Genomic DNA, 25,968 nt, shown 5'->3' with positions numbered 1-25,968 from the left:
AGCCGTCTTTATTACGGATTTAAAGCGGTAATTTTGGGTTACTGTATTATTCACCAGTATTTTTTAGCGAGATGAGAATAATATTTCTTTTAACACTGATCCTGGCTACACAGATTGCCTGCCATAGCCAGAACAGCGACAATAAACAAGCGCCAGTGAAAAATCCTTACTACTCCAGAACGGATACACGGAAACTGCATATTACCAATGCAGAATGGAAAAAAATACTGCCGTCCGACCTCTACGCCGTGGCCAGGGAAAATGCCACTGAACGGGCATTTACGGGCAAATACTGGGATTCCGAGGTGAAAGGCAGTTACTATTGTGCGGTTTGCGGCAATCCTTTGTTCAGATCAGACGCCAAATTTGCCAGCACCTGCGGCTGGCCCAGTTTTTTTGAACCACTCAAGGCCAACAGCGTGATCTATAAGGAAGATAATTCCTTTGGCATGCAAAGGACGGAAGTGATCTGCGAACGTTGCGGCTCGCACCTCGGGCATATCTTTGATGACGGCCCCCCTCCTACGCACAAACGGTTTTGCATGAACTCCGTATCACTGGACTTTGAGCCCGATCCGGGCGCACATTAACCCGGATTCACTCCAGGAACTGATCCAGGAAAGCTTCCCCAAATGCGGAAGCCCGCAGTGTTTTGTTCAGATTGCGCCGGAAAGGATTAAACATCCCAATCCCCGGCAAAGGTTTCACAATGTGATAAAAAGGCCGGCTCAGATCCTGGGAATTGGCCAGCACAATAAATGTCAGGTCCCTCTCCGGAATCTTCACAAACAGGGCTGAATAGCCGGTCCACCAGCCGGTATGCCACACCACTTTTACGCCTTTGTAATACTTTACATACCATCCCAGTCCGTACTGGATGGTTTTACCTTTGGGGGTAACATAAGGCGTGAACACTTTCTCCCACGTAGTGTCTGCCAGGAACATTTTCCTATCAATAGCGGTGGAATAAACCGCCAGGTCGGCCACATTGCTCATTATACCGGCCGCCGGGCCAAAGCCATATGAAAAAGTAACAGGCTGCCACTGCTGGTGCTTCCAGTCATACGGCCTGGCCACCCGCTGCATGAATGCCGCTTTATCATAACCGGTTAACGCGAAGTTCAGACTGTCGTCCGTACTTGGCACTGTATTTTTCAGCGACAACGGCGTAATGATCTGCTCCATCAGCAACTCGCCAAAGCTATGCCCCGATGATTGCGCAATTACCTTCCCCAGTTGATTATACCAATTGCCGTTATAGCGGAACACATAACCAGGCTTATAGCTGTTAAACATATTGCCCATCGCGGTATGGGTAAGCAGGTGCTTTAGTTTGATCCGTGGATCACTACCCCAGCGGGCGCCCAGGTTGATCCCGTATTTGCCGATAGGGTCATCCAGGCTTACCTTCCCGGCCTGTACCTGCTGCATGAGAATAATGGAACCAAACGTTTTGGTAACAGAAGCCACCTGGTAAACGGTATTTTCATCGGGCGCCGTTTGTTGCTCCAGGTCGGCGTAGCCAAAGCCTTTTTTCCAGATCAGCTTTTGTTCATTTACCACGCCCACCGACAAACCAGGGATATGGTATTTTTCCCGGAGGTGTTCCAGTTTCTTTTCAAAACGGGATATTGCTGCAGCACTCCACACCGTATCACGGGAGGTGACCGATGCAACGTTTTGTGCCGGCCGGGTAGCGCGGCAACCCAATAATAAAAAAACGATCATCAAAAATGCGTAGAACGAAAAAGTTGAGCGAGATTCCATCCGGGTTATTTTTTTGATGGCAAAGCTCCCTGTTTACAGCCTTATCACCTACTCATATCCGGATTTGAGACAAATTAAAGCACCGTTTTTTGTGCCTCAGGAGCACTTTTCCGGAATTCGGAGGGCGACATGCCCGTGAATTGCTTAAACACCCGCTGGAAAGTAGCAGGTGAAGAAAAACCGCAATCATATGCAATGCCGGCGAAAGTTAATTGGTCAGCATCCTCCTGTAACAATTTTTCTTTGAACAGGTTAATACGGTAGCCGTTTACATACTCATTAAAATTTTTATAAAGATGCTGGTTCAATACCGCCGAAATAGTTTTTGGCGGTAACCCGGTATGTTTGGCCACCATTTGCAGCGTAAGGGCCGCATTCAGAAATAACTGGTCTTCTTCCATTGCTTTTTTCAGCAACAATACTGCAGGCGTGGTAGTCGATTCCGGCAATATTGTTTCGGCTTTCTTAGCCGTTACCAGTTCCTGGTAAGAAATAATATATCCCTTAATACCCAACCAGTAAATCAGGATGGTAACAGGTACATAAATAGGATACCAGTCAAATTTATCGAGTATCACGTCGGTATAACGGGGAATGATATACGGCACCAGGTATACCAGCCAGATAGTGAGGAAGCCGGCAAACAGCCAGGTGAGCTGCTGCAACCAGCGCAGGCCGGCGTCAGCCGGTCGATTGCTTTTATATACTGCCAGGAATTTAAAAGACAACCCCGTATAAATGGCCAGCGATATCCATCGTGGAATATCTGAATATACATTGTAAGTATCTATAAAGATGCCCCACGGCTGCGGGTTATTCTTTAATACACCCGTTAACACGCCTGCCACAAACACGATAGCTGCAACGGGCGCTCCGAGGTCGATGACCACCGGCCAGAAATGCCTCCGCCGTTGCCGTGTGAGCGTAAATTCCGGATCACAAAAGGATTGTATGTAGAAATACATCAGCGGCCCCACAGGCATTATCACAATGAGCGGCAGTAACTGCGACAGCAAATTGAGCAGCGGAACGTCGAACCAGTGATAGTAGGAACCGCACAAACAAAAACTGGCCATACTGAGCAGGAAGATCAATCCCGCTAAAAAGCGGTTCGCCACCCGTTTCCTGGTGGAGAAAAACAGTAGTCCGCTTGCAATAAACCCCTGGACTACCCCCAGTAAGATAACCGTTTGGAATAAACGCTCCATAGTACCAATTCCCTACCAAAATAAGATAAAATATGCTTCCTGCCAGGAACTGTTTAACCAACCCCGCTAGAAGTATTTCTCTATAGTGAGACCATAATTCATCAGCAGGTTTTCGCGGTCAGTACGGTTTAGCTTATTATAGGTCATGGCCGCCGTGATGGCCAGCCAGGAACGGAGTTTCACGGAAAGGGCATTATTGCATTTGATGATATAGTCGTTGCCGTGGGACAAGGAGTTTTGCAAAAAATTGGAGCCTTCCAGCACAATAACATCCTTGATCACCCATTTATAGTATACCCGGAAGGAATTCCGGAAGGTATGATACACATCAGGGATCGTATCGTGCAAAATAAGGTCGCTGTTTTCAAACAAAAGTCCATCGCTCAGGTTGAGCGTGGCGTTCTTACGCTTAATAACGTCGTAAGCTACACCGCCGCCGCCCTGGAAGCGATCGTTTATTTTTAAGGAATAACTTTTATCGTAGTTGGCCAGTCCCCAGAAATACACTTTCTTTTCTCCCCGGTAAATATTAAAATCCAGCGCGGTAGAAACATCATTATTGGTAATGTCGTGGTCCTGCTTTCCATATACATAACTGGCGCCCATATTCAGGGTCATTCTCTTTTTACTGATCTTAAAGCCTACGTTATTATTGAGCAGGTACGAATTACCATCGTTGGTCATATTCACCGATCCCGTGGAAGCGTATTTAACATAGTAATGCACCGAGTCGCTGAACTGGGCGCTGGAGCTTAAACCGTAAAACAATGCCATCCATAGTAAAACTAATCTCTTCATGAACAGGTGCTTAGGTGCGCTTCGGGCGCCGCAATTAACGTGCCTGAACATATGCCGGGAATCCGTATATTTATAATATTAATATTGCCATGATGAAAAGATTGATACTATCTCTTCAACAACGCCCTTACCTGTTGTTCCTGTTAACCGCCATTGTGCTGATCATCTATTCCTTTTTTATCCGCCATCAAATGACGGACATCCACGTGCACGATACCATGCTGATTATATCCACCTACCTTATTTACTGGCTGATTTCCTTTTGCTTTATAGTCGCCGCCGGGCTATATGCCGGTTTAACGCGCTTCCTCCCAAACCGGGCACTAACATGGACGCATATACTGTTAACCTTACTGCTGTTATTGTCTGTTGCCATAATTATTAACCACTATGATAATTTGTATAAAAATGCCGGGCAGAACGATTCCAATGCTTCGATCGGGCAGACAATACACTACATACAAACGGCTGAACTTATTTACCGTTGGCTGATCCTGCTTTTTTTAGCAACACAGTTAATTTTTGTTGGTCATTTTGTTTGGGGAATCACCAGGCACCTCCAGAAAAAACAATAAAAAAACAAAGTTTTTTAGAGATCTTAGCCCATGGTACCGCGGGAGCACATTTTCCAGGGGTGCTACATTTTGCTAAAACCACGTAAACAATCTACAATATGTCATCAAGAAGAAACTTCCTGCTTCAGACAGCGCTCGGCATGGCAGCCACTACGATGGCGCCCTTCACCGTTGCCGCCACGGCTGCCGGCCCGGCGTTGCTGCCCATCGGGATGGCGGGTTACACCTTTGCCAAATTTGACCTCGACCAGGCCATCGCCATGATGAACCGGGTGAATATCAAAAATATCTCTGTAAAAGATATTCATCTTCCCTTAAACAGTTCTCCGGAAAAAATAAAGGAAGTACTGGGTAAATTTTCTGCGGCTGGTATTAACGTATATGCCGTAGGCGTTATTTACATGAAAACAGAAAAAGCAGTAGATGAAGCATTCGATTACGCTAAACGTGTAGGCGTTCCGTTGATTGTAGGCGTACCCAACCCGGAACTGCTGGACTATACCGAAAAAAAGATCAAAGAATATAATATCCGTCTGGCGGTACACAATCACGGTCCGGAAGACAAGCTCTATCCCGGCCCTAAAAACGCCTACGACCTTATTAAAAACAGGGATGCCCGTCTGGGCCTCTGCCTGGATATAGGTCATGCCGCCCGCGCCGGAGAAGAACCGTCCAAAGCCATCCTGGCCTATAAAAACAGGATCTTCGATCTGCATATCAAAGATATTTCAGCAGCAGTCAAAGATGGCAAAGCCATCGAACTGGGCCGCGGCGCCATTGATTTCAAAAAACTGGTAACGGCACTGGAGAAAATCAATTACGCGGGCGTATGCAGCCTGGAGTTTGAAAAAGATATGAGTGATCCGTTGCCGGGCATTGCCGAATCGGCCGGGTTTTTCAGGGGCGTGATCAGCACAGTTAACAGCTGATCAGGTACATTTATTGATGCAGGTTGCCGGAAGCATCTCTTCCGGCAACCTGCTTTTTTTTTAGAACTTCAAAGTTACGCTCGCCAGGATGTTCACCGGCTTTTGCGCGATACCATTGGTATCCCAGTATTTTTCATTTAAGAGATTATTGCCTTTCAGTGCCAGCCGGTATTTCGGTTGATCATAAAATACAGAAGCACTCAGCAGGGTATATCCCGGCAAAAGGAAAGTGTTGCTGGATTCAAACCAGGAGTCACTGACATAATTCCCGCCGGCGCCAAAGCCCAGTCCCTTCATCTTTCCAGAAGGCATATGATAACTTACCCAGATGTTGGCTACCTCTTTAGGGCTGCCCGCGATCAGCTTATTCTGCAAAGCAGGTGACGCTTTCGTGTACCTGTTCTCGTTATGGGCATAACCAGCAACAATGTTCAGTCCTGTTACCGGGTTGGCCGCCAGTTCCAGCTCATATCCCTTGCTGCGTTGCGTACCATCCTGGAACATAAAAGTTTTACCGTCCACGATCTCCGTCCTCGTAACATTGGTTACGTCAATGTTATAATAACTGGCGGAACCGCTTAATTTGTTGTCCAGCAGCTCCACCTTTACACCACCTTCCCACTGGTCGCCTTTCTGGGGCTTCAGGTTCAGGATAGTATTATCCGGCTGCACAAGTGGCGCCAGGTTTACGAAACCGTTCATATAGTTGGCAAACAATGATACTTTGTCTTTTACTACCTGGTATACGATCCCGAGCTTGGGCGACAAGGAAGTCTGGTTATAGTCACCGGCATATTTACCCGTGGCAACGGTGTAAGTGCCGCTGGTGGTAAACCGGTCCACACGCAGGCTCAGCATAGCCATCAGCGCCGGGGTGATGTTGAGCACATCAGAAGCATACACGCTGTAACTGTTGGATTTGGTGCGGGTAGCTGAAAATCCTTTCTGGTAGGACAAGTCATCAATCAAATCAGCATTCAGTTCTTTCACCGGCTGATTGATATTAACAACATCGTAGTTAACAGTAACGCGGTTCAGGCTATTATAATTATAGTTATAGTCGATACCAATCACCAGCCGGTTTCTCAACGATGCAATTTTGAAATCACCTACGAAATTCTGTTGCAGCTGGATGTTACCAAAAGTCTCCGGCTTTTGATTCCTGACGCTACGCGCCATAGTAGAATCGGTAAGCAGGGTCATGTTGGTCCAGTAAAAATGTTTATAGAAGCCTTCAGAAAACAGGTAATTGGTTTGGGAAGTCCAGGCGTTTGATATTTTGTATTCTATCCTGCCCTGTATATTATTGATCCCATTGCTGATATCCGCGCCGTTATTGATATACGACCGCTTATACCCAATTTTAAGATCTTTAAAACTTCTGGCCGTCACATTTTTGAAATCGTTTACCGCATAAGTGCCGGTAGCGAAGTTACCCCTGGTGACGTCCACATCTACCAGGAACTTCAACCGGTCATTCACCTGGTAAGAGAAACTCGGCGCAATCGTATAATTTTTAGCATATCCCTGGTCCTGGAAAGAGCCTTCCGTTTGACCGGCAGCATTGAGCCTGAACAGCATAGTGTGCTCGTCGTTCAGCGGGGTGTTGATATCAGCGGTAAAGCGCGCAAACTCGAAGCTGCCGCCGGTAAAGCTCACGTTTCCGCCGAAATGATCGTATGGTTTTTTGGTGACGTAATTATAAAGTCCGCCGAAGGTGATGTTCCGGTTACTGCCAAATAAGGTACCGGAAGGTCCTTTGATTACTTCTACGCTTTCCAGGATAGCCGGGTTCAAAGGCACAATCGCACTGGTCACCATCCCGTTCCGCATACCCGTGGCATTGGAAAAACCGCGTATAGTCATGCCCTGGGAACCGCCTACGGCGAAATTAGGTACTGCGCCGGGAATATTCCGGTAAATGTCTGTGCGCTCCGTGATCAGTTGCTCCTGCATCAGGGCTTTGCCTACCGTTTGATATACCTGCGGATTTTCCAGGTTCTTCAGCGGCAGCCGCGCTACCTGGTCTGTATTCTTATCAACAAACCTGTTACGGTTCGTATTAACAACAATTTCCCGCAGCTGCGTATCAGACAATTCCAGCCGCAGCGATACGTCTGTTGTACGGCCCTTTTCCACGGTTACGTTTTGTGTAAGGGTCTGGTATCCGATCAGCGAAATTTCCAACTGCCAGGCGCCCGCCGGTACACGGTGAATGGTGAAAGTACCATCTGGTCCTGTAATAGCGCTCTTCGATGTTCCTTTTATCACCACGGTTACCGATGCCGCAGTTTGGTTATCGCTGGTAGTTATTATTCCTTTAATAGTCCCGAAATCAGTTTCTGTATTGGAGAATGCGTACAATGGCAGTAATAAGATCAGGCAGTATAGTAATTTCTTCATGGTTGGATGCGAAAATTTTCGCAAAGATACCCCGGCGGCAACTGCATCATTTTAACATTCCGGAAAAATATTTATCACAAAAGAAAATATAACTGGCATTTTGATATTAGCTTGCAGGCAAAGATCCCTTACATGAAAATTAAGCTTCTCAGAAAATTCCTGGAATACGTTTACAATAATTACGTGGGCAACTTTTTAGGATTTGTGATCGGAATGGCTTCTACCCGCCTGGTATCCCATTATTTCACCACCCGCAGCATCCGGAACTTATGGGGCCTCACCGCCCACAAAACGGTGGTAGACAAACACACCTACAACACCATGGAATGGACCATCTCCATCGTGATCGGCTTTATTGTTTTTGAAATAGTTTCCAAGTGGCTGAAGAAAAAGCTGAGCGAAATACTCCCCAAATACAAATTCACCCAATGGCTCGTAGAAGCCGAAGATAAGGCGCCGCCGGCCGATACCACGGAGCGGGGATTGTAGCGGAGATTGTCGCGGAGGTTGTCTGAAGCACTGATTACGCTGATTTTGCTGATTTACTTTTTTTGATTTTACTTTTTGATTTTCTTTTTTGATTTTACTTTTCTGATTTTATTAAAAAATAATGGGAGACAGAAGGCAAACTTTGCTTTCATCTCCCATTATCTTTTTAATCCTATAAAAATCAAAAAAAGTAAATCAGTAAAATCAGCGTAATCAGTGCTTCAGACAACCTTCACGACAATCTCCGCTCGCGCTAAAATTTGAATGCAACACTGCCCACGAAGTTCCGCGGTTTTTGAGGGTTTACAGACCAGTAGCCGGTGTAGTAAACGGTGTTGGTGAGGTTATTCACGTTGAAGGATACCCTGAAATGTTTTGCATTGTAAAATACGCCGGCGTTCAGCAGCGCATAGCTTGGTAAATAGAACACGCCTGTTTTGCTGTTGTCTATCACTTTGTACCGGCTGGCATAGTTGCCGCCGGCGCCGATACCCAGGTTTTTCAGCGTTCCGCTGGCAAACCGGTAAGTGGCCCAGAGGTTGGCAAGATGCTGTGGTCCTTGTCCGCCTGGCGCTCTGCCTGGCTCACTGTAAAAATCATCCTTATTCCCTTCCAGTACTTTTGTATGATTGTAGCTGTAGCCGGCAATGATGTTCAGTTGTTGTACCGGGTGAGCATTCAAATCTATTTCAAATCCCCTGCTGCCGAATTTACCACCCTGGGTAGCATTCATCGGGTTCTGACTGTCGGGGATCACTTTGTTGCCTACTTTAATATCATACACTGATAAGGTAGCGTACAATTTATCTGCAAAGATGTCTGTTTTTACACCAAACTCCACCTGGTCAGCGTGTTCCGGTTTGAACGACTGCGTACGCTCATAATCTCCGTTTGCATTGTAAACAGAAGATGGAGATACGTTTATGAATGCATTCATATAGCTACCGAAAACGGATACTTTATCAGGTACCACCTGGTATACCAATCCAAACTTGGGCGACAATGCAAATTGACGGTAGCCATCATCATCAGCGGCATTTTTATCACCTTTTGAATCAAAGTAATCGGCTCTGAGGCTTACCATAGCGGTGAAGGCAGGTGTAATATTCAGCACATCGGATACATAAGCGCTGTAGGAGCTGTTGGTAACATTGGTGTTGCTGCCTGCTGTGCCGGCGAGGAGTGCATATACCGCATCTTTTGTAAGAGGTACTGCAGGATGTACTTCTTCGTTAGAGGGGTCCCTATAGTCGGTGACGTCGCCCTGCGGACTTACGTTCCTGCCGGTTGCCCAGCCCGACCCTTTATCCACCACGTTGCGGCGGAAGTAATCGACCCCGATCAGCAGGCGGTTACGCAGTCCGCCAATCTTGAAATCGCCGTTGAAGTTTTGTTGTATATCGATGGTTTTGGTGGTTTGATCTTCAATGTGAAAATCCTGGCCAAACCATTTATCTCCCGGGTCCTGGTCCCACATATAGGTATACACACCGTCGGATTGTACCCTGCCGCCGGAAACAACGGTCTGGGAAGTCCAATTGCCGGAAAGCTTGTACAGCATTTGCGCCTGGAAGTTTATCCGGGGATTTTTAATAGTAAGTTCGTTGCTGGTGAATGATTCCTTCACGTTGAGGTTAAGCTCGTCGATATTTTTGAAATCGAGTGGAGCAGCACGATCGGAGTGAAAGAACACCGGTGGTACAGCCCTTTTTTCCTGGAGTATTTCGGCCATCACCTGGAACGAGAGGCGATCATTTACTTCGTAGGAGAAAGAAGGCGCAATAAAGAAGCTTTTCCGGAAGCCTGCGTTTTGGAAAGAGTTTTCGGAAGTATAAGCCGCATTGAGTCGCATGGCGATCTTTTGCTTTTTGCTGAGAAGGGTGTTTACATCAGCCGTAACCCGGTTGAGGCCGAAGCTGCCGATGCTGTAGCCCACTTCACCACCGAAGCCATAGTAAGGTTTTTTGGTGATGGTGTTGATCATACCGCCGTAACTATAAAAACTACCGCCGAAAAGCGTGCCGGAAGGGCCTTTCATCACCTGCACTTCTTCCACATCCGCGGGATCAAGGTTGCCGCTGGTAAGACCAGGGAGGCCGTTGATCAGGGACGGCTGTGCATCGAAACCACGGAGGGCGAAATAGGAAGCGCCGTCGCCGGCCCTGCCGGTCGACTGCCACGTTTGGAAGATCCCCGGAACATTGCGCATTACATCATCGTAGGTAGTAATGCCTTGTTGCTTCATGATCTCGGTGGAAACAGCATTATATACCTGGGGATTCTCCAGGTTTTTGAGCGGCATCTTAGCCACTGCCCTGCTTTCCCGGTTCATGTTGCGTGACGAAACCGTTACTTCGCTCAGTTGGGCAGCGCTTTCGTTGAGGGTGAAGTTCAGTTGCTGCGTTTGCCCGGCGGCTACAGTCACCTCTTTTAACTGGGTAGCGGAGCCAACAGACGTAATGCGCAGCGTCCAGTTACCCGGTTTAATATTTTTGATGGCATATTCACCTTTTTCGTTGCTGATGCTACCCAATTTGGTGCGTTCTACGCTGATGGTAACATTAATAGCCGGATGGCCGTCGCTGGTGGTTACCGTACCATGGATGGCGCCGTTCTGCGCGTATGCTGCTGCTGAACACAAAAGGGTACCTATAAATAATAGAAATCTGTTCATCTACATTAAACTGGTTGATTAAAACTTCCGCAAAGGTCCGGCGACGAAAAGGGAAAAGTTTACGCAATCGGGAAAATTTTGCTGGTAACCACGCAAAAAAGAGGATGCCCTTTGGACACCCTCTCCTTTTCTTATTTAGAATTGGCTTTAGAACTTAAACGTTACGTTTCCGGAAAAACGTCTTGGCATTTGAGGCTCAATAGTGCTCCAGCCTTTGTAGTATTCTTTATTACCGATGTTATCGAGTTTGAAGGCTACATTAAATTTATTGGTGTTATAAAACAGGGAGCCATTCAACACAGTGTAGGATGGCAGCGCGAATACGCCAGTGGTAAGCCTGTTCAGGATCATGTTTTCGCTGGCATAGTTGCCGCCGAAACCAATACCAAAGCCTTTCACCGGACCATCCTGGAATTTGTAGGTAACCCAGAGGTTCGCCAGGTTTTTAGGGCCGGCCTCTTCGGGACGTCTGCCTTCGTATTCCTTGTCCAGTGTTTTCGTGAATTTGCTGTCGTTGTAGCTGTAGCCCCCGGTGATGTTCAAACCTGCTACGGGGTTCGCCACGATTTCTGCTTCCACGCCGCGACTGGTTCTTTCACCACCTTGTATATAGTTAAGGTTGGTGCCGCCGCCTGTTTGCATGATCACGTCTTTCACTTTGATATCGTAGTAGCTCACAGAACCGGTGATCATACCGCCCAACAGATTTACCTTCACACCGCCTTCCATTTGATTGGCCTGTTCAGGATTGAAGGACTTCCAGGTGTTATCACCAAGTTGCTTTGGCCCGCTGTTGGTGAAACCGTTCATATAGTTGGCGAAAACAGACAATGTATTCAGGATAGGCTGGTACACAATGCCGAACTTAGGCGACAGGGCGGTTTGTTCATACTTCTCATTGGCGCCGGCAGTAAGACCCCCATTTTTAAAATGGTCTACCCGCAAACTGGCCATTACCGATAAGCTGGGCAGAATGTTGAATACATCCGACACATAAGCGCTGTATGTTTCCTGTGTAAGGTTAGAATTATCCACTGAGGTAGCGTTCAACAGTGAGTCGGTGTGCTGCCTTGAAAGAATACCGTTGTCGTTACCTGCCATATCTATCAGTCCATTCATCACATATCCGGTACTATTGCCCTGTGTTTTACGGCTGAAATAATCCAGGCCCGCCACGAGTCTGTTACGGAACTGCCCGATCTTAAAATCGCCCGTAAAGTTCTGCTGGATATCAGTGGTATTGGTGCTACCGTTCTGGTAGCTGATATACCTGGCAAAAGTAGGCGAAATATTAGGGAAGCCCGGCATAGCTGCAGAGCCTTCATACAGGTAGGAATAATATCCGTCTGATTTGGCGGTTCCCCTTGACACAATGGTTTGCGAGGTCCAGGTATCGGATAATTTATAGATCGCCTGTGCCTGCACACTGGAGGTAGGCGTTTTAATGCTGAGGTTATTGCTGGTATAAGAGCGTTTGTTATCGTAGCCCAGCTCCTGCAGGTTCTTTGCGAACAAGGCTGTACCACGGTCGAGGAACAGCATGGTAGGGTTGGTACTTTCTGAAGAAAGGAATTCGGTATTCAGCATCAGTGTGAGGCGGTCGCTCGCACGGTAGGTAAGCGACGGCGCGATGAAACGTTTCTTCACGAAGCCCGCATCCTGGAAACTGTTTTCATCGTGATAAGCGCCGGTAACGCGCAACAGCACTTTATTATCTTTATCCAGCGGGGTATTGATGTCTGCGGTAAGGCGGTTGAGGCCATAGCTGCCGCCGGTATAGCTGATTTCCCCGCCGAAGTGGTCATAAGGTTTTTTAGTAACGGTGTTGATCAAACCGCCGTAGGAAATTACGGAGCTGCCGTACAACGTACCTGACGGGCCTTTCACTACTTCAATCCTCTCTACGTTGGCCACATCCAGGCCACCATTGGTTAAGCCGGGCAGGCCGTTTACCAACGTAGGCTGCACCGCGAAGCCACGAAGCGAGTAATAACCGGCGCCATCGCCATCACGACCGGTGGAGGACCATAATTTGCTGATACCAGGTGCATTGTTCAGCGCATCCTCATAACGGGTCACCACCTGGTCTTTGATCAACTCGCTGGAAATAACGCTGTATACCTGCGGATTTTCAATATTCTTTAAGGGCAGTTTTGCCACATATTCGCTGCTTCTTTTGGTATACTTGTTCCGGGAGGCAGTCACCTCTACTTCATTCAGGTTCTTCTCGGAAATATTCAGCTGAAGATCCACCGTAATGGCTTTATCTTTTTCAACAGTTACCTGCTGACTGCTGGTTTCATATCCTGTGAGTGATACCTGGATAGTATAATTTCCGGGGGTGATATTGCGGAGTAAATAAGTACCGTTATCGTCTGTGAGGGTTGCTTTCTTAGTGCCTTTCAAAACTACTACCACTCCCGGCGCCGGCTTGTTGTCTGATGTGGTGATGAGTCCCTTTATACTGCCGCCGTTGTCTATTTCCTCGGCGGATAAAGTGCCGGATACAATTGTTGTCAGGAACAGTAAACACCATGCTGTTCTCTTTAAAAATTCCCTTATCATAGCTTTCTCCATTGTCTGGTTCCGTAAAATTTGCAGCCGCAAAGTTCGGGGTGTACGATATGTAGAGGCAGACGAATACGGAATTTGATTTACGCAATCGGGAAAAATGCAGCGGAGGTTGTCTTTCTCAGGATTAAACTTATTACACTGATTACGCTGATTTGATCACTTTTTGATTTTAAAAGATTCTGGGAGATACAAGCGGATATTTTCGCTTCTATCTCCCAGAATCTTTTAAAATCAAAAAAGTAAAAATCAGGCAAATCAGTATAATCAGCGTAATCAGCGCTCAAGACAAAATACGCAAAAAGCCACCCCCTTGCGGGAATGACTTTTCTCTTTCATCCACTATCTATCTACTTAACTTTTACATTAGGGGCGGGTGCATCGTTCCGTACTTCTTCTGTGGCGGTAGCCACCAGTGTATCGCCGGCGTTCAGCTCTCCAAACACTTCGGTTTTACCGTTTTCACTGCGACCCGTAGTTACCGGTACCCATTTCGTCTTTTTGTCCTGTATTTTCACCACGTATACACCGGTGGTGGAATTGAGGACGGCAGAGGAAGGCACCAGGAAATTGTTGGCATTACCGGTGAGCGGAATGGCTACTTCTGCCACCATACCGGGCAATAACGTCTTATCATTATTGGCTACGTCAATTTCAATATGCTGGGAACGGAGTTTGCGGTCCAGCGCACCGGCGAGGCGGATCACTTTTCCTTTAAATTCCTTGTTGTTCAGGGATCGTACTTTAAAAGCCACTTCGCTCTGGTTGGTGAGGTAACTGGTATAGGCTTCCGGCACACTTACTACTAACCTGAGTTTCTTTTGTTCCTGTAAGGTGAAGATGGGCATTTCAGAACCTTTTCCGGAAGGTCCTACATAGGCGCCGGCGCTTACGTTACGCGCAGTGATCACCCCGCTGAAAGGCGCGCGGATCTCGAGGTAGTTGCGGTTATCCCCTACTTCACGGTGCGCGGCTTTGGCAGCGTCTAGCTGGGCCAGGTCGGATTTCTGCCGGGCAAAAGCCAGGTCCAGGTCATTCTGTGACACGGTACCCGGGGTTTTGCTGGTTTCCAGCAGGCGGTCGTAGGTGGCTTTGCTGGACAAATAGATCGCTTCCTGCGACTTTAACCTGGATTCGGCGCCGGAGAGCTGCGAATTGATTTCCGGGGCTTCCATGGTAGCCAGCAGTTGACCGGCAGATACTTCACTACCCACATCCACACTCATCTTTTTGATAAAACTGCTCACTTTGGCATAAAGATCTACCTGCTGGAAAGCAATCAGCTCTCCGGGAATTTGTATAGAAGAAGATAAGCTGCCCTGTGTCAGGGAGAAAACTTCAACAGTGGGCGCTGCTGCAATGGCGGATGTGTCTTTTCCCTCTTTGGCGCCGGAGGTACTGCAACTGTACAGTCCTGCGATGATCACCATCGCTGACAATAAAGGAAATGTAATACGGAAACCGCTGTTCATAAATTATATTTTATTAGAATTAGATAATGGTCAGGCTTTTTCGTCTGATGGGATATAGTGAATACTTTCTTCATCTCTTGGATGCAGTGATACGCTTTGTGTACCTGCTTTACCCTGTCCCCATGCAAACGCCAGGGGCAAAATAAACAGTGCTGCAAAGGTGGAAGCTATCAATCCGCCTACTACCGCCCTTCCCAATGGGGACGACTGATCGCCGGCTTCACCCAAACCGCTGGCCATAGGAATCATACCTACCACCATCGCGAGGGCTGTCATTAAGATAGGCCGTAAACGCAATGCCGCCGCTTCTGTAGCAGATAACAGCGCATCGCCGTTATGCTTCCGCAACTGCTCTGCATTCGTGATCAGCAATACAGCGTTGGAAATAGATACTCCCACCGACATGATCATACCCATGTAGGATTGCAGGTTCAGCGTAGAACGGCATAGCATCAGCAACACCAAGGATCCCAGCAACACTGCCGGCACGGTAGCCAATACAACGGCGGATACTTTGAATGACTGGAAGTTGGCCGCCAGCATCAGGAAAATCACTACAATCGCCACCAGCAAACCACTCTGCAAACTATCCAGCGTGTCCGTGAGCGTATTGCTTAACCCGATCAGGTCTACATTCAGTCCGCGCGGCAGCGTACCCAGTCCGGCAATCGCTTTCTTTACATCCACTGCTGCCGTACCCAGGTCGGTATTATTCAGGTTAGCCGTTACCGTTAGTGTGGGCATGGCGCCGAGGTTATCTACCTCACCGTAAGTGGTATCTACCGACATAGTAGCCACATCACTCAGCAACGGACGGGAATTATTCCTCAGCAACGGAATTTCACCGATCTGTTCTTTGCTGTTCATCTTACTTTCCGGCACCTGCACCTGTACGTTATAACTCAAACCAGCTTTTTCATCTACCCATATATTCTTTTCCGTTAACCTGGAAGAAGAAGTAGAAGCCACCAGGGAACGGGATATATCGTTCATATCCACTCCCAGCTGTGCAGCCCGGATACGGTCGATGTTTACATTGATAGCAGGGTATTTAATGGACTGTCCTAACTGTACATCGCGGAGATATGGCAGCTTATTCAATTCAGTGATCAGCTTCTGCGCATATTGCTCGCTCAGTTTCCGGTCGCGGCCCGCAAACCGCACTTCCACCGGCGTTGGCGAACCCTGGCTAAGGATCTTATCCGTTAATTCTATCGGCTCAAAAGAAAGTTTTATCGTTGGATCAATCACCTTTGCCTTCTCCCTGATCTTATCCTTTAACTCATCCAGGTTAGTATGATAATGTTCACTGAGCGACACCTGCAATACGGCTTCATGCGGGCCCGCCATCCACAGGAAGATAGGCGCCGTGGAAAACAACTGCGGGTGCATGCCGATGTAGGCAGAAGTAATGGACACATTTTCCTTACCCACAATCTGGTTAATACCATCCAATAATTTGATGGTTTGCTGCTCCGTGCGTTCAATACGGGTACCATCCGGCACTCTCATCCTCACCTGGAACTGGCTGCCATTTACCTTTGGCAGTACATCTCGGCCAATGTTGGCAAGCAGCAATACCACAATACCACAAACCACCACCAGGTAGCCAATCACTATAGGTTTGCGATAAGGCATCATCCTTTTAATAAAGCGCAGGTAACGGTTTCTCAGGCGCTCGAAGCGACTAAGCTTACCATTGCCGTTAAAGTCGCCACGCTCTACCAGTACTTTCTTTTGCTCCCAGGTATCTTTTTCACCGGAAAGGCCAGCAGCCGCAAATTCTTCTGCATCTGTCATCTCACCGCCATCTGCTTTCTTATGATGCTTTACTTTCATCACCCAGTTAGCCATGATAGGCACAAATGTTTGTGCCAGGAAATAAGAGATAATCATACTGAATCCTATAGCCAAAGCCAGCGGCAGGAACAGTGATCCCGGGATACCGCCCATGGTAAAGGCCGGCGCAAATACCGCAAGGATACAAAACAGGATCAGCAATTTCGGAAATGCAATCTCCTGGCAGGCATCCCAGATAGCCAGCGCTTTGGGTTTCCCCATATCCAGGTGCTGGTGTATATTTTCTATGGTTACCGTACTTTCATCTACCAGGATACCAATGGCCAGCGCCAATCCGCTCAGCGTCATGATATTGATGGTTTGCCCGAACAGGCTCAGGAAAAGTACCGCTGAAATAATGGAGGTAGGAATGGTGAGGATCACGATCATTGCCCCACGTGGATCACCCAGGAATAACAATACCATTAAGCCCGTAAGGATCGCGCCGATGGTACCTTCCGTGAGCAAACTTTTTACGGAGTTGATCACGTAGGTCGACTGGTCAAATTCATAGCTCAGCTTCACATCTTCCGGCAGCTGCGCCTGCATCTTCGGCAATGATTTTTTCAGGTTCTGCACTACTTCCCAGGTAGAAGCATCGGCGCCTTTGGCGATGCTCAGGTATACCGAGCGACGGCCGTTTACCAGCGCATAGCCTGCGGTAACGTCCGCCCCATCTTCCACGGTAGCTACATCTCTCAGGTAAAGATTTTGTACATCTCCCTTAAATAAGGGAATGTTTTCAAAATCTTTTACATTACGGATCGTGGTATTAGCCGGTGTGATGTAATTATTATTCCCGATACGCACGTTACCGGAAGGAGCCGTCTGGTTATTGAGCCGCATGGCTTCCACCAGTTGATCCGGTGTCATGTTATGCTGACGGAGCAGTTCGGGATCGGCCTTGATCACCACGGTACGCATATTACCACCGAATGGAGTGGAACCTATCAGGCCTGGAATGGAGGTAAAGGAAGAACGCACATACACGTTCGCCATATCCAGCAATTCGTTATTACTGCGTTTATTACTGCTCAATACCAGCTGGCCTACCGGCAAGGTGGAGGCATCGAAACGGATAATAAACGGCGGGTTGGAACCAGGTGGAAAAATAGCCTGGATCCTGTTGGAAAAGGCGCTCACCTCCGCAGCTGCCTGCGCCATGTTGGTACCAGGGTAAAAGTTGATCTTCATCAGCGTAAGCCCCTGGATATTTTTTGTTTCTATACTTTTAACGCCATTTACAAACAGGAATATATTGATGTATTGTTTAGCAAAGAAGGATTCCATTTGTTTGGGAGTATATCCCCCAAAAGGATGCGACACATAAATTACCGGCATGTCCAGCTTCGGGAAGATGTCAATCTTAATCGTATTGACTGCTTTAATCCCGAAGAAGAACAGGCCGGCAACTAGTACCAGGATGGTAATAGGTTTTTTTAATGCGAAACTGATTAAGTTCATGGTAATGAAGTGTTGATAAATAAAGCCATCAATGGCGTCCGTTTAACGAAAAGCTAATTTTCAAAGATGCTAAAATCGCCTACTGCGGCGGCTTTCAGCAATAGCGCCTGCCATACGTTACTATATGCAATATCCTTATCTGTTTCCGCCCTGATGAGTGCATACAGCGCCTGTGTTACATCTACCAGGTTGGTCAGTCCGTTTTTATACAATACTGATTTCTGGAGATAGGCATCTGAAGCGGCTTTCACCTGTACGGGCGATTCCAGGTAATTATCTAAAGCATTTTTGATTTTTATATCAGAGAGGTCCAGCTGTGCGCGGATCTGCTGATCCGCCAGGTTGTATTCTTCCTGTAATCCCTGGCTGATGAGCTGTTGCGACCTCACCTGCCGCGAAATGCGGAAGGGCTGCGTAATATTCCAGGTAACGCCTACGCCCAACAGGTAGTTGGTACGGGTAGGTTTAATCCCATCCCAGTAGCTATGCGTGAAATCTGTTTGATCGGTGGCATAACCATAACCGAAGCCCGAGCCCCTTGTCTGCAATACGCCAACCAGCGTAAATGCCGGGTAATAAAAGGTTTTAGCATACTTTGCCTGTTCATCGCTAACAGCAATCCTGCTTTTATACCACTGCAGCAACGGGTGGTTTTCCGGGGAAAATGTTTGCTGCGGCAGCGCCGGGATGCGCGCTACATAAGAAGTGTCCAGTATAAATTGCCGCGGCGTGATGCCCAGCAGCTGTGCCAGTTCATTGCTTTGTGTTTGTTCAAAGTCCCTTGCTTTGGTGAGCGCAATTTTTGCATTGGAGTATTCCGCGTTGGCCTGGGAGGAGTCCACGCCCGCTATCAGCCCGTTTTTCACGCGGGTAACCACTACCCTTCTGATGGTATCTGCACGTTCCAGGTTTTCCCGGTAAGAGCGGGTTAATTGCTGTGCTGCTACGAGGTTTAAATAAGTGGCCGCCACTTTTATCTTGTGCTTAAAAATCTCCTGTTGCCAGTCTTTATCGTTCTGAGCGGCGGCCGCTAATGCTGTTTTAACTTTTTCCTTTGCCCTGCCGAAAGCAAAGAAATCCCAGTTGATATTAGTAAGGTATAATGCGCCGAAGGAGGCGTTCCAGTTCTGATGATCGAGTGGTAAGCCGGAGGAAGCCGCTGCTAAGCCTCCGAAGCCGTATAGCGGGCCGTTCTGGCCGTTTACGGTACCATAGTCCTGTTGTGCTGCCACATTGAAATTAGGCAGGTAATCGCGGCGTGCCTGGGACACCTGTTCCCTGGAAGCTGCGGTGTAGCTGGCTTTGGCACGGATCGTTCCATAGTTGGCAATAGCCGTGTCGATAGCCTGCTTTAAGGTAAATGCCTGTTGTGCATATAAATGGTAGCCTGAAAACAGGGATACAAGCGCCAACAGCAAATATTTCTTACTCCACATGAATAAATAGATTTTACGGTTGAAATATCCTGAAGGATATTCAACTGCAAAATTTCTGTATCATTTTGAAGTAAACTTGAAGGAAAAGGGAAATACGGATTTTTTTTTGTGAGATGGACACTTAAACGGCTACTGCGGCCGCTACAGGCAAGGCATCACTATTTACTGTCTGTTTTTTGTAAAAACACACCTGTATTTTATGCCATCCGTCGGCGTAATTATAATCCACATCATAGCCATTCACCTCGCAGATTTGCTTTACGATGGCCAGTCCGAGCCCGATGCTGTCGTTGCTCTGGTTACTTTTCTTAAACCGCTGGAACAGCTCACACGTAGGGATTTGCGGCGGTATGCCGGTATTGCTGATGCTTAGCTCACGGTGAGTGAGTACCATTTTTATTTGTCCGCCATCGCGGTTATGCCGGATGGCATTGCTCAGCAGGTTGCTGATAAGCATTTCAGCAAGGGCCGGGTGGATATTAAGCGGAATGTTTTTATCAAGATTAGTGGTGATGGCAATTTCACGCATGGTGATCCAGTCTTCATAAGTAGCAATCACATCTTTCACCACGCGGCAAAACTTGAGGCTCTCCGTTACTTTAAATTCCTGGTTTTCCAGCTTGGTGAGCAAAATGAGGGAGCGGTTAATATGCGACAGCTTCTCAATGGCATTTTGCATATCCCCCAGCAGTGCGGCCTGCACGCTATCGATGTTGGTTTCGGACAACAGTTCTATCTTACTGCGGATTACGGCCAGCGGCGTTTGTAATTCATGCGAAGCATTTTCGCTGAACTCTTTTACAGCAGCGTAATCTTCCATTGCTTTATCGGTCATCTTGGTGAGGAACACATTCAGCTCTTTGAATTCGGTGGTGCTGGTTTCCGCCAGCTGCAGCTTATTCTTTTGTTTCAGGTCGAAGCTATGAATCGCCTTCATGGTGCGGCGCAGCGGGGAAAAGATCTTACCGGAAAGCAACCTTGCGGTAACAGATACGGCGAAGATCATCAGCAGCATTTTCCATACTACGGTGCTGAGCATCCCCCGGAATATTTCTTCCGATTTGATCACATAATTATAGGACGATATTTTATATTGCTGGTCCCCGATTTTATACCAGGAGTCTACCGTGATACGGCATTCTTTCTTTCCAAGATCTTCTGCTACAAAATTATCTTTCGTTACAATCACCTTCTTTTCCGGCAGCGGATCCGCCACAGTGGTAATGGCAATAGGCCTGCCATGGGTGTAGCGGTCGGGCTTTTCGCCGGCCATCATCTGCTGGGCCACCCGGTCATTCACGGCGGTCATACGCGCTACTTCCGCGTCATCGAGGTGCCTCTTGATATTATTGCGCGAAATCACCATAGTAACAGGCGTTACCAGGAACACGATCCCTATAAACCAGAGTGTTATTTTATTAAGCAGCTTCATGTTTTGGATGTATTAAACTTGTACCCTAATCCATAAACCGTTTCTATATAGTCTACTCCTTCTGCGGCGCTGATCTTCTTTCTCAGATTTTTCACATGCTGGTAAACGAAGTCGAAGTTAGCCAGGTTATCGGTATAATCACCCCAAAGGTGAGCGGCGATAGCCTGTCGTGACAGTACACGGTTCTTATTGACCACAAAATACAACAACAGGTCGAATTCCTTGCGTGTTACATCCAGGAGGGAGTTATTGATCAGGGCTTCCATGGTGTCGGTATTCAGCTCTATTTCATTGAAAACAACGAGGTTATTGCCATCCAGCTTCTTCCGGCGGTAAATAGCCCTCAGGCGGGCATGCAGCTCCGGCAAGTGAAAAGGCTTGGTCACATAATCATCCGCACCCCGTTCGAGGCCATTCACCTTGTCGTCGAGGGCATCTTTCGCGGAAATGATCAGCACCCCGCTGCTGATATTCTCCTGCCGGATGAAATTGAGCAATTCCATCCCGTTGCCATCAGGCAGCATGATATCCAGCAGGATACAGTCGTAAGTGAAAAGAGAAAGCTTTTCCCGGGCCGTTTCCACATCATAAGCCAGTTCGCTGATATACTTTTCCCCGTTGAGGTAATCGGAAATACCGCTGGCCAGTTCCTTGTTATCTTCTACAATCAATACTTTCATATAAACACACCTGGGTGCAAAGTGCGTAGTAAATTTATAGCAAATTTGAAGTTTTGCCGCGGATTTTGTCTTTCTCAGGATTACGCGGATTTTGTCTTTCCCGCTGATTACGCTGATTTTACTGATTTTGGGGATTTGATCACTTTGGATTTTTAAATGATTCGGGGAGATCTAAGCGGATTTCGTCTTGGCTCAGGATTACGCGGATTTTGTCTTTCCCGCTGATTACGCTGATTTTACTGATTTTGGGGATTTGATCACTTTGGATTTTTAAATGATTCGGGGAGATCTAAGCGGATTTCGTCTTGGCTCAGGATTACGCTAATTTTATTTTGGGATTTTAGCGGATTTTGTCTTTCTCACTGATTACGCTGATTAGGCTGATTTTTTTGGAATTTTAACGGATCCTGGTTATCTTTATGTTGTGCGTAAGACATTGATAACCAGTTCAATTCTCTGATGGGTGCGTCTAAAGAATATTTCAAAACCTGCTATAGCGCATTGATACACAATACATTACCGATCAAGTCCACGTCACCTCCACATCAAGGCCAGGTTCAAAGCATGTTAAAGGCAGGTGTAAAGTATCTGTTAAGCAGGTACAAAGCCAGTACAAAGCATAACCTATCTCCTCTTCACATCATCTTTAAATACCCCATCTTCTCCTTCAAAAAAACAAAATCCGCTTACATCTCCCCGAATCATTTAAAATCCAAAGTGATCAAATCCCCCAAATCAGTATAATCAGCGTAATCAGCGGGAAAGACAAAATCCGCGTATCTACGCGCCGAAGATCTCCGCCAGCTTCTTGTTCATCGCCTCGTCATCCTCACCGCCGCCACCGTAGCGGCCAATGATCACGCCGTTGGGGTCTATCAGGATTTTGGTAGGGAGGGAATGGATGCCATAATAGTCGCTTAGATCTTCGGGATTGGGCAGGTTCTTTTCCCGCTTGCCCCAATCCAGGCCGCGGAGTACATGACGCCAGATGCCGATGCCATCTTCGTTAACGGCTTTTTTCCATGCTTCAGGCTTGGAGTCGTCGTCGGAAACGCCGATGATTTCGAAGCCTTTGCTGCTGTATTTACCGTATAGTTCCTTCAGGTGCGGATTGCCTTTGCGGCAGGGGCCACACCAGCTGGCCCAGAAGTCGAGCATCACGTATTTGCCCTTGAAATCAGCGAGATTAATGGTTTTGCCTTCGATATCGGTTTTGGTGAAATCATGAGCGGGACTGCCCGGAGAGCCTGCGCGCAGGGCGTCCAGTTCCTTTTTTATTTCAAGGCCGTTGGCGCTTTGCTGCATCTCAGGCGACATCTTTGCATAAAAGGCCTCTCCTTCCTGCAAAGGCATGTTGCCTACACGAAAACGGAGCAGCTGTGCAGATACGTAGGAGTTGGGATGCTCATTCATAAAAGCTTTGTCCGTTTTCTCCATTTCCTCGTAGTAGGGCTCCATCTGGTCTTTTATTTTGTCCAGCTTTGTTTTGTAGGATTCCAGCTCCGCTTCGGATTTCTTTGCTTTGATGGCAGTAATGTATTCTTTATTCAGTTTATTAAAAGCATCAGATAATGGCTGGAGCTTTTTCAGGATAGGTGCACGGGCGGCATCCAGCTGGTCCTGGTCCAGCTGGGCTTTGGAACCTGTGAGTTTCGCGTCCTTCAGGCGCCCGGTGGAAGACTTTAATTTCATGGGCGCTGCCTCCATGAAAAAAGAGGCCATGTCTCCTTCTCCGTACATGGCAGTCTTTTTATCCACGTAGATACGGCCTTCTACCGGCTGCACCAGTTTACCACTGAAGGTAAACTGCCCGTTTTTCGACAATACGCTGTCGGTCCGGTATTCCTTGCCGCTTTCCGCATAAGCGAGGTACACGTAGCGATTGGGAAGACCTTTAATATCTCCCGTAAGGGTAAATGGTAACTTTTCCTGCGCCTGTGCCCCGAATTGCAGGGCTATAAAAGGAAGCGCAATGAGACTGTATTTCATGCTGCTGTTTTTTTGAGATGATTATAATACTTCCGCCAGTTTCTTTTCCAGTTCATCCCCATGCAGATCTTTGGCGATAATTTTACCGGAAGGATCAACCAGGAAGTTAGCCGGAATGCTGCGGATATCATACTGTTGGGCGATGGCGTTGTTCCAGAATTTCAGGTCAGATACATGTGTCCAGGTGAGGTTGTCCTGGTGAATGGCGTTAAGCCACTTCTCTTTGCCGGTGGGCTGATCCAGCGATATGCCGAGTACCGTGAAGTTCTTGCTGCTATACTTTTGGAAGGCGGCCACTACATTCGGATTTTCTTCCCGGCAGGGATGACACCAGCTGGCCCAGAAATCGATGAGTACATACTTACCGCGGAAATCCTTTAGGGAAACGGGTTTGCCTAAAGTGTCATTCTGCGTGAAGTCCGGCGCCATGCTGCCGATGCCGGTGAGTTTATTTACACGTATGCTGTGCGCCAGTCGTTTTGCCGGGCCGTTTTCTTTCGCAGCGGCAGACAATTTATTAAAGATACTTTCTTTTTCATCCAGCGGCACGTCGTTCAGGTGCGACAGCAACGATGCGCTGATACCGGATTTCGGATGTTGCAGGATCCATTGTTTGGTGAGGCTGTCACGCTCTTCCTGCATGCGTTTCATTTTAGGTTCGAGGGCTGCCAGGCCGGCGGAGTCCTTTGCGGCGTATAATTTATTCGCCTGTTCATAGAGGGCTGCCTGTCCTTGCAACCCGGGCGCCTGTTTCAGCAGGGCCGTATATTCGTTGTAATCTTTTATGTATTGCGGACCTGAGAAAGTGGCATTCTTAAACATAGGTCCATCTCCTTTTATGGCGACGTTTCCTTTATCGAGGTAGTAAAAGATCATGTTATTGTCTCCATACTTTTTCCCGATCTGGATAACATAGTAATCTGCTTCCCCGGGGGCGATGTTTGTTTTAATGGTGAATCCGCCGGCAGTGGTTTGCACGGAGTCGCGGCGGTCATCGTTGCCCTGTGAGCGCCAGTATACCCACTGACCAGCCGGCAGATCTTTGATGGTAGCCGTGATGGTGGTGTTTTGCTGTGCGTAGGCTGCTGCTGTAGTTAATGCAGCAGCCAGCAATGCGGTTATTTTTTTCATACCTGCGTAGTTTTTACTTTAATATTTCAGCCAGCTTTGTATGCAGCGCAGTACCTCTTAATTCTTTGGCGATGATGATGCCTTGCGGATCTATCAGGAAAGAAGACGGGATCGCCTGGATACCGTATTCCTGCGCCACTTCATTGCGGAAGCCTTTCAGGTCCGACACCTGCATCCAGGGCATGCCATCCTGCTTAATCGCTTCTTTCCATTTATCGGCTTTATCATCGAGCGATACGCCGAGCACGGTGAAGTTTTTATCTTTGAATGTGTTGTAAGCCTTCAGCACGTTGGGGTTTTCAGCGCGGCAAGGACCGCACCAGCTGGCCCAGAAATCGAGCAATACATATTTGCCTTTGAAGTCGGATAAGCGAACGGGTTTACCATCTACATCTCCCTGAGTGAAATCTATCATCGGCTCACCGATCGCACTCTTTTTCAGCACAGCGAGGCGTTTGGCCAATCGTACGCCGGTAGCGGTTTGTTGTGCCGCCGGCGTGAGTATACGGAACATACTGTCTACCGGTGCATATTCTCCCATCACGGCCATATCTGCCACCATGTTCAGGCTTACGGCGCTTTCAGGATGTGCTTTAATATAGGCTTTGGCGCGGGCCCTCCGCTGATTACGCAGGGATTCGAGGTTCGCTTCCAAAGCCGCTTTGGCGGTATCGTTACCTTTTACTTCATCGTACTTTGAGTAAAGGGTATCTTCCTGGCTGGTGATATCGGAGATCGATTTTTTATACGCTTCGTAAGCGTCCTGCGTGGCGGAGCCGGTGATCTTTATCTGGTCCGTTGAATCCATATTTCCGTTCACCTGTATAGCGGCATTTTCCACGAACAATTCCAGGTAGCGTGTGGAGGTACCGATATATATTTTTTGCGGCTCGGTGATGTTGCCGGTCCAGGTGAAGCGGCCATCCTTTACCGGCACCGTGTCTGTTTTAGCAGAATCGGCTACCGGTATGGAGATGAAAACAACGGAGTCCTTCAATCCGCGCAGCTCCGCCGTGATACTGGCGGAGGGAGCTTTAGGCTGGCTGCAGGCGGCGGCCAGCAGCAGCATGGCAAACATAGTGGGTGTGTGGATCTTCATACTGAATATTTA

Annotated in this window: 18 protein-coding genes; 4 read left to right on the top strand and 14 right to left on the bottom strand. The window is 47.7% G+C overall.

What is annotated here, in order from left to right:
* The first annotated feature begins 71 nt into the window (after positions 1–71).
* Positions 72–590: a peptide-methionine (R)-S-oxide reductase MsrB gene (msrB, locus tag AB6805_RS24480; protein ID WP_370912085.1), complete on the top strand. Its 519-nt coding sequence runs from the start codon at positions 72–74 to the stop codon at positions 588–590.
* A gap of 7 nt (positions 591–597) precedes the next feature.
* Here msrB and AB6805_RS24475 read toward each other — a convergent pair whose 3' ends face one another.
* From AB6805_RS24475 to AB6805_RS24465, 3 genes are all read right to left on the bottom strand, one after another.
* On the bottom strand, positions 598–1,767 hold the full coding sequence (locus AB6805_RS24475) for a serine hydrolase domain-containing protein (RefSeq protein WP_370912084.1): 1,170 nt from the start codon (positions 1,765–1,767) through the stop codon (positions 598–600).
* Between the two features lie 74 nt (positions 1,768–1,841).
* Positions 1,842–2,975, bottom strand: a complete 1,134-nt coding sequence (locus AB6805_RS24470) for a helix-turn-helix domain-containing protein (RefSeq protein ID WP_370912083.1) — start codon at positions 2,973–2,975, stop codon at positions 1,842–1,844.
* A gap of 66 nt (positions 2,976–3,041) precedes the next feature.
* Positions 3,042–3,773 carry a DUF481 domain-containing protein gene (locus AB6805_RS24465; protein WP_370912082.1) on the bottom strand — a complete coding sequence of 244 codons (732 nt, stop codon included), beginning with the start codon at positions 3,771–3,773 and terminating at the stop codon, positions 3,042–3,044.
* A gap of 89 nt (positions 3,774–3,862) precedes the next feature.
* Between AB6805_RS24465 and AB6805_RS24460 the strand changes: the two genes are divergently transcribed.
* Both AB6805_RS24460 and AB6805_RS24455 read left to right on the top strand, forming a co-directional pair.
* Positions 3,863–4,348 (top strand): hypothetical protein, encoded by a 486-nt coding sequence (locus AB6805_RS24460; protein WP_370912081.1) that lies wholly within the window; start codon positions 3,863–3,865, stop codon positions 4,346–4,348.
* A 98-nt stretch (positions 4,349–4,446) separates the two neighbouring features.
* The gene (locus AB6805_RS24455) at positions 4,447–5,277 is read left to right on the top strand and encodes a sugar phosphate isomerase/epimerase family protein (protein ID WP_370912080.1); all 831 of its coding nucleotides are present in this window, start codon (positions 4,447–4,449) and stop codon (positions 5,275–5,277) included.
* Between the two features lie 60 nt (positions 5,278–5,337).
* Here the strand turns inward: AB6805_RS24455 and AB6805_RS24450 are convergent, their stop codons facing one another.
* Complete coding sequence (locus AB6805_RS24450; RefSeq protein WP_370912079.1) at positions 5,338–7,680, bottom strand: TonB-dependent siderophore receptor; 2,343 nt, start codon at positions 7,678–7,680, stop codon at positions 5,338–5,340.
* 132 nt (positions 7,681–7,812) lie between these two features.
* Here AB6805_RS24450 and AB6805_RS24445 point away from each other — a divergent pair, with 132 nt between their 5' ends.
* Positions 7,813–8,169 carry a hypothetical protein gene (locus AB6805_RS24445; RefSeq protein WP_370912078.1) on the top strand — a complete coding sequence of 119 codons (357 nt, stop codon included), beginning with the start codon at positions 7,813–7,815 and terminating at the stop codon, positions 8,167–8,169.
* 253 nt (positions 8,170–8,422) lie between these two features.
* Here the strand turns inward: AB6805_RS24445 and AB6805_RS24440 are convergent, their stop codons facing one another.
* The 10 genes from AB6805_RS24440 to AB6805_RS24395 all read right to left on the bottom strand — a co-directional run bounded on the left by AB6805_RS24440 (position 8,423) and on the right by AB6805_RS24395 (position 25,956).
* On the bottom strand, positions 8,423–10,843 hold the full coding sequence (locus AB6805_RS24440) for a TonB-dependent siderophore receptor (protein WP_370912077.1): 2,421 nt from the start codon (positions 10,841–10,843) through the stop codon (positions 8,423–8,425).
* Between the two features lie 147 nt (positions 10,844–10,990).
* Positions 10,991–13,420 carry a TonB-dependent siderophore receptor gene (locus tag AB6805_RS24435; protein ID WP_370912076.1) on the bottom strand — a complete coding sequence of 810 codons (2,430 nt, stop codon included), beginning with the start codon at positions 13,418–13,420 and terminating at the stop codon, positions 10,991–10,993.
* 344 nt (positions 13,421–13,764) lie between these two features.
* Positions 13,765–14,886, bottom strand: coding sequence for an efflux RND transporter periplasmic adaptor subunit (locus tag AB6805_RS24430; protein WP_370912075.1), 1,122 nt, complete (start codon positions 14,884–14,886; stop codon positions 13,765–13,767).
* A 30-nt stretch (positions 14,887–14,916) separates the two neighbouring features.
* Positions 14,917–18,189 carry an efflux RND transporter permease subunit gene (locus AB6805_RS24425; protein ID WP_370912074.1) on the bottom strand — a complete coding sequence of 1,091 codons (3,273 nt, stop codon included), beginning with the start codon at positions 18,187–18,189 and terminating at the stop codon, positions 14,917–14,919.
* Between the two features lie 53 nt (positions 18,190–18,242).
* Positions 18,243–19,625: a TolC family protein gene (locus AB6805_RS24420; RefSeq protein WP_370912073.1), complete on the bottom strand. Its 1,383-nt coding sequence runs from the start codon at positions 19,623–19,625 to the stop codon at positions 18,243–18,245.
* Positions 19,626–19,746: 121 nt separating this feature from the next.
* Positions 19,747–21,057: a sensor histidine kinase gene (locus AB6805_RS24415; protein WP_370912072.1), complete on the bottom strand. Its 1,311-nt coding sequence runs from the start codon at positions 21,055–21,057 to the stop codon at positions 19,747–19,749.
* Positions 21,054–21,737, bottom strand: coding sequence for a response regulator transcription factor (locus tag AB6805_RS24410; RefSeq protein WP_079473001.1), 684 nt, complete (start codon positions 21,735–21,737; stop codon positions 21,054–21,056). Before AB6805_RS24410 ends, AB6805_RS24415 begins: the two co-directional genes overlap by 4 nt.
* A 780-nt stretch (positions 21,738–22,517) precedes the next feature.
* On the bottom strand, positions 22,518–23,726 hold the full coding sequence (locus AB6805_RS24405) for a redoxin domain-containing protein (RefSeq protein WP_370912071.1): 1,209 nt from the start codon (positions 23,724–23,726) through the stop codon (positions 22,518–22,520).
* Positions 23,727–23,747: 21 nt separating this feature from the next.
* Positions 23,748–24,857 (bottom strand): redoxin domain-containing protein, encoded by a 1,110-nt coding sequence (locus AB6805_RS24400; protein WP_370912070.1) that lies wholly within the window; start codon positions 24,855–24,857, stop codon positions 23,748–23,750.
* A 13-nt stretch (positions 24,858–24,870) separates the two neighbouring features.
* A complete protein-coding gene (locus AB6805_RS24395; RefSeq protein WP_370912069.1) occupies positions 24,871–25,956 on the bottom strand; it encodes a redoxin domain-containing protein in 1,086 nt (361 codons plus the stop codon).
* Positions 25,957–25,968 lie beyond the last annotated feature (12 nt).

Source organism: Chitinophaga sp. RCC_12 (assembly GCF_041360695.1).
In the GTDB taxonomy this organism is placed as follows: domain Bacteria; phylum Bacteroidota; class Bacteroidia; order Chitinophagales; family Chitinophagaceae; genus Chitinophaga.
Note: the sequence above shows the minus strand (reverse complement) of the source record. Positions and strands in the feature narration are given on the sequence as shown.

Coding starts and splice junctions, on each gene's coding strand:
- msrB (WP_370912085.1), top strand. CDS start 72: ATGAGAATAATATTTCTTTTAACACTGATCCTGGCTACACAGATTGCC.
- AB6805_RS24475 (WP_370912084.1), bottom strand. CDS start 1,767: ATGGAATCTCGCTCAACTTTTTCGTTCTACGCATTTTTGATGATCGTT.
- AB6805_RS24470 (WP_370912083.1), bottom strand. CDS start 2,975: ATGGAGCGTTTATTCCAAACGGTTATCTTACTGGGGGTAGTCCAGGGG.
- AB6805_RS24465 (WP_370912082.1), bottom strand. CDS start 3,773: ATGAAGAGATTAGTTTTACTATGGATGGCATTGTTTTACGGTTTAAGC.
- AB6805_RS24460 (WP_370912081.1), top strand. CDS start 3,863: ATGATGAAAAGATTGATACTATCTCTTCAACAACGCCCTTACCTGTTG.
- AB6805_RS24455 (WP_370912080.1), top strand. CDS start 4,447: ATGTCATCAAGAAGAAACTTCCTGCTTCAGACAGCGCTCGGCATGGCA.
- AB6805_RS24450 (WP_370912079.1), bottom strand. CDS start 7,680: ATGAAGAAATTACTATACTGCCTGATCTTATTACTGCCATTGTACGCA.
- AB6805_RS24445 (WP_370912078.1), top strand. CDS start 7,813: ATGAAAATTAAGCTTCTCAGAAAATTCCTGGAATACGTTTACAATAAT.
- AB6805_RS24440 (WP_370912077.1), bottom strand. CDS start 10,843: ATGAACAGATTTCTATTATTTATAGGTACCCTTTTGTGTTCAGCAGCA.
- AB6805_RS24435 (WP_370912076.1), bottom strand. CDS start 13,420: ATGGAGAAAGCTATGATAAGGGAATTTTTAAAGAGAACAGCATGGTGT.
- AB6805_RS24430 (WP_370912075.1), bottom strand. CDS start 14,886: ATGAACAGCGGTTTCCGTATTACATTTCCTTTATTGTCAGCGATGGTG.
- AB6805_RS24425 (WP_370912074.1), bottom strand. CDS start 18,189: ATGAACTTAATCAGTTTCGCATTAAAAAAACCTATTACCATCCTGGTA.
- AB6805_RS24420 (WP_370912073.1), bottom strand. CDS start 19,625: ATGTGGAGTAAGAAATATTTGCTGTTGGCGCTTGTATCCCTGTTTTCA.
- AB6805_RS24415 (WP_370912072.1), bottom strand. CDS start 21,057: ATGAAGCTGCTTAATAAAATAACACTCTGGTTTATAGGGATCGTGTTC.
- AB6805_RS24410 (WP_079473001.1), bottom strand. CDS start 21,737: ATGAAAGTATTGATTGTAGAAGATAACAAGGAACTGGCCAGCGGTATT.
- AB6805_RS24405 (WP_370912071.1), bottom strand. CDS start 23,726: ATGAAATACAGTCTCATTGCGCTTCCTTTTATAGCCCTGCAATTCGGG.
- AB6805_RS24400 (WP_370912070.1), bottom strand. CDS start 24,857: ATGAAAAAAATAACCGCATTGCTGGCTGCTGCATTAACTACAGCAGCA.
- AB6805_RS24395 (WP_370912069.1), bottom strand. CDS start 25,956: ATGAAGATCCACACACCCACTATGTTTGCCATGCTGCTGCTGGCCGCC.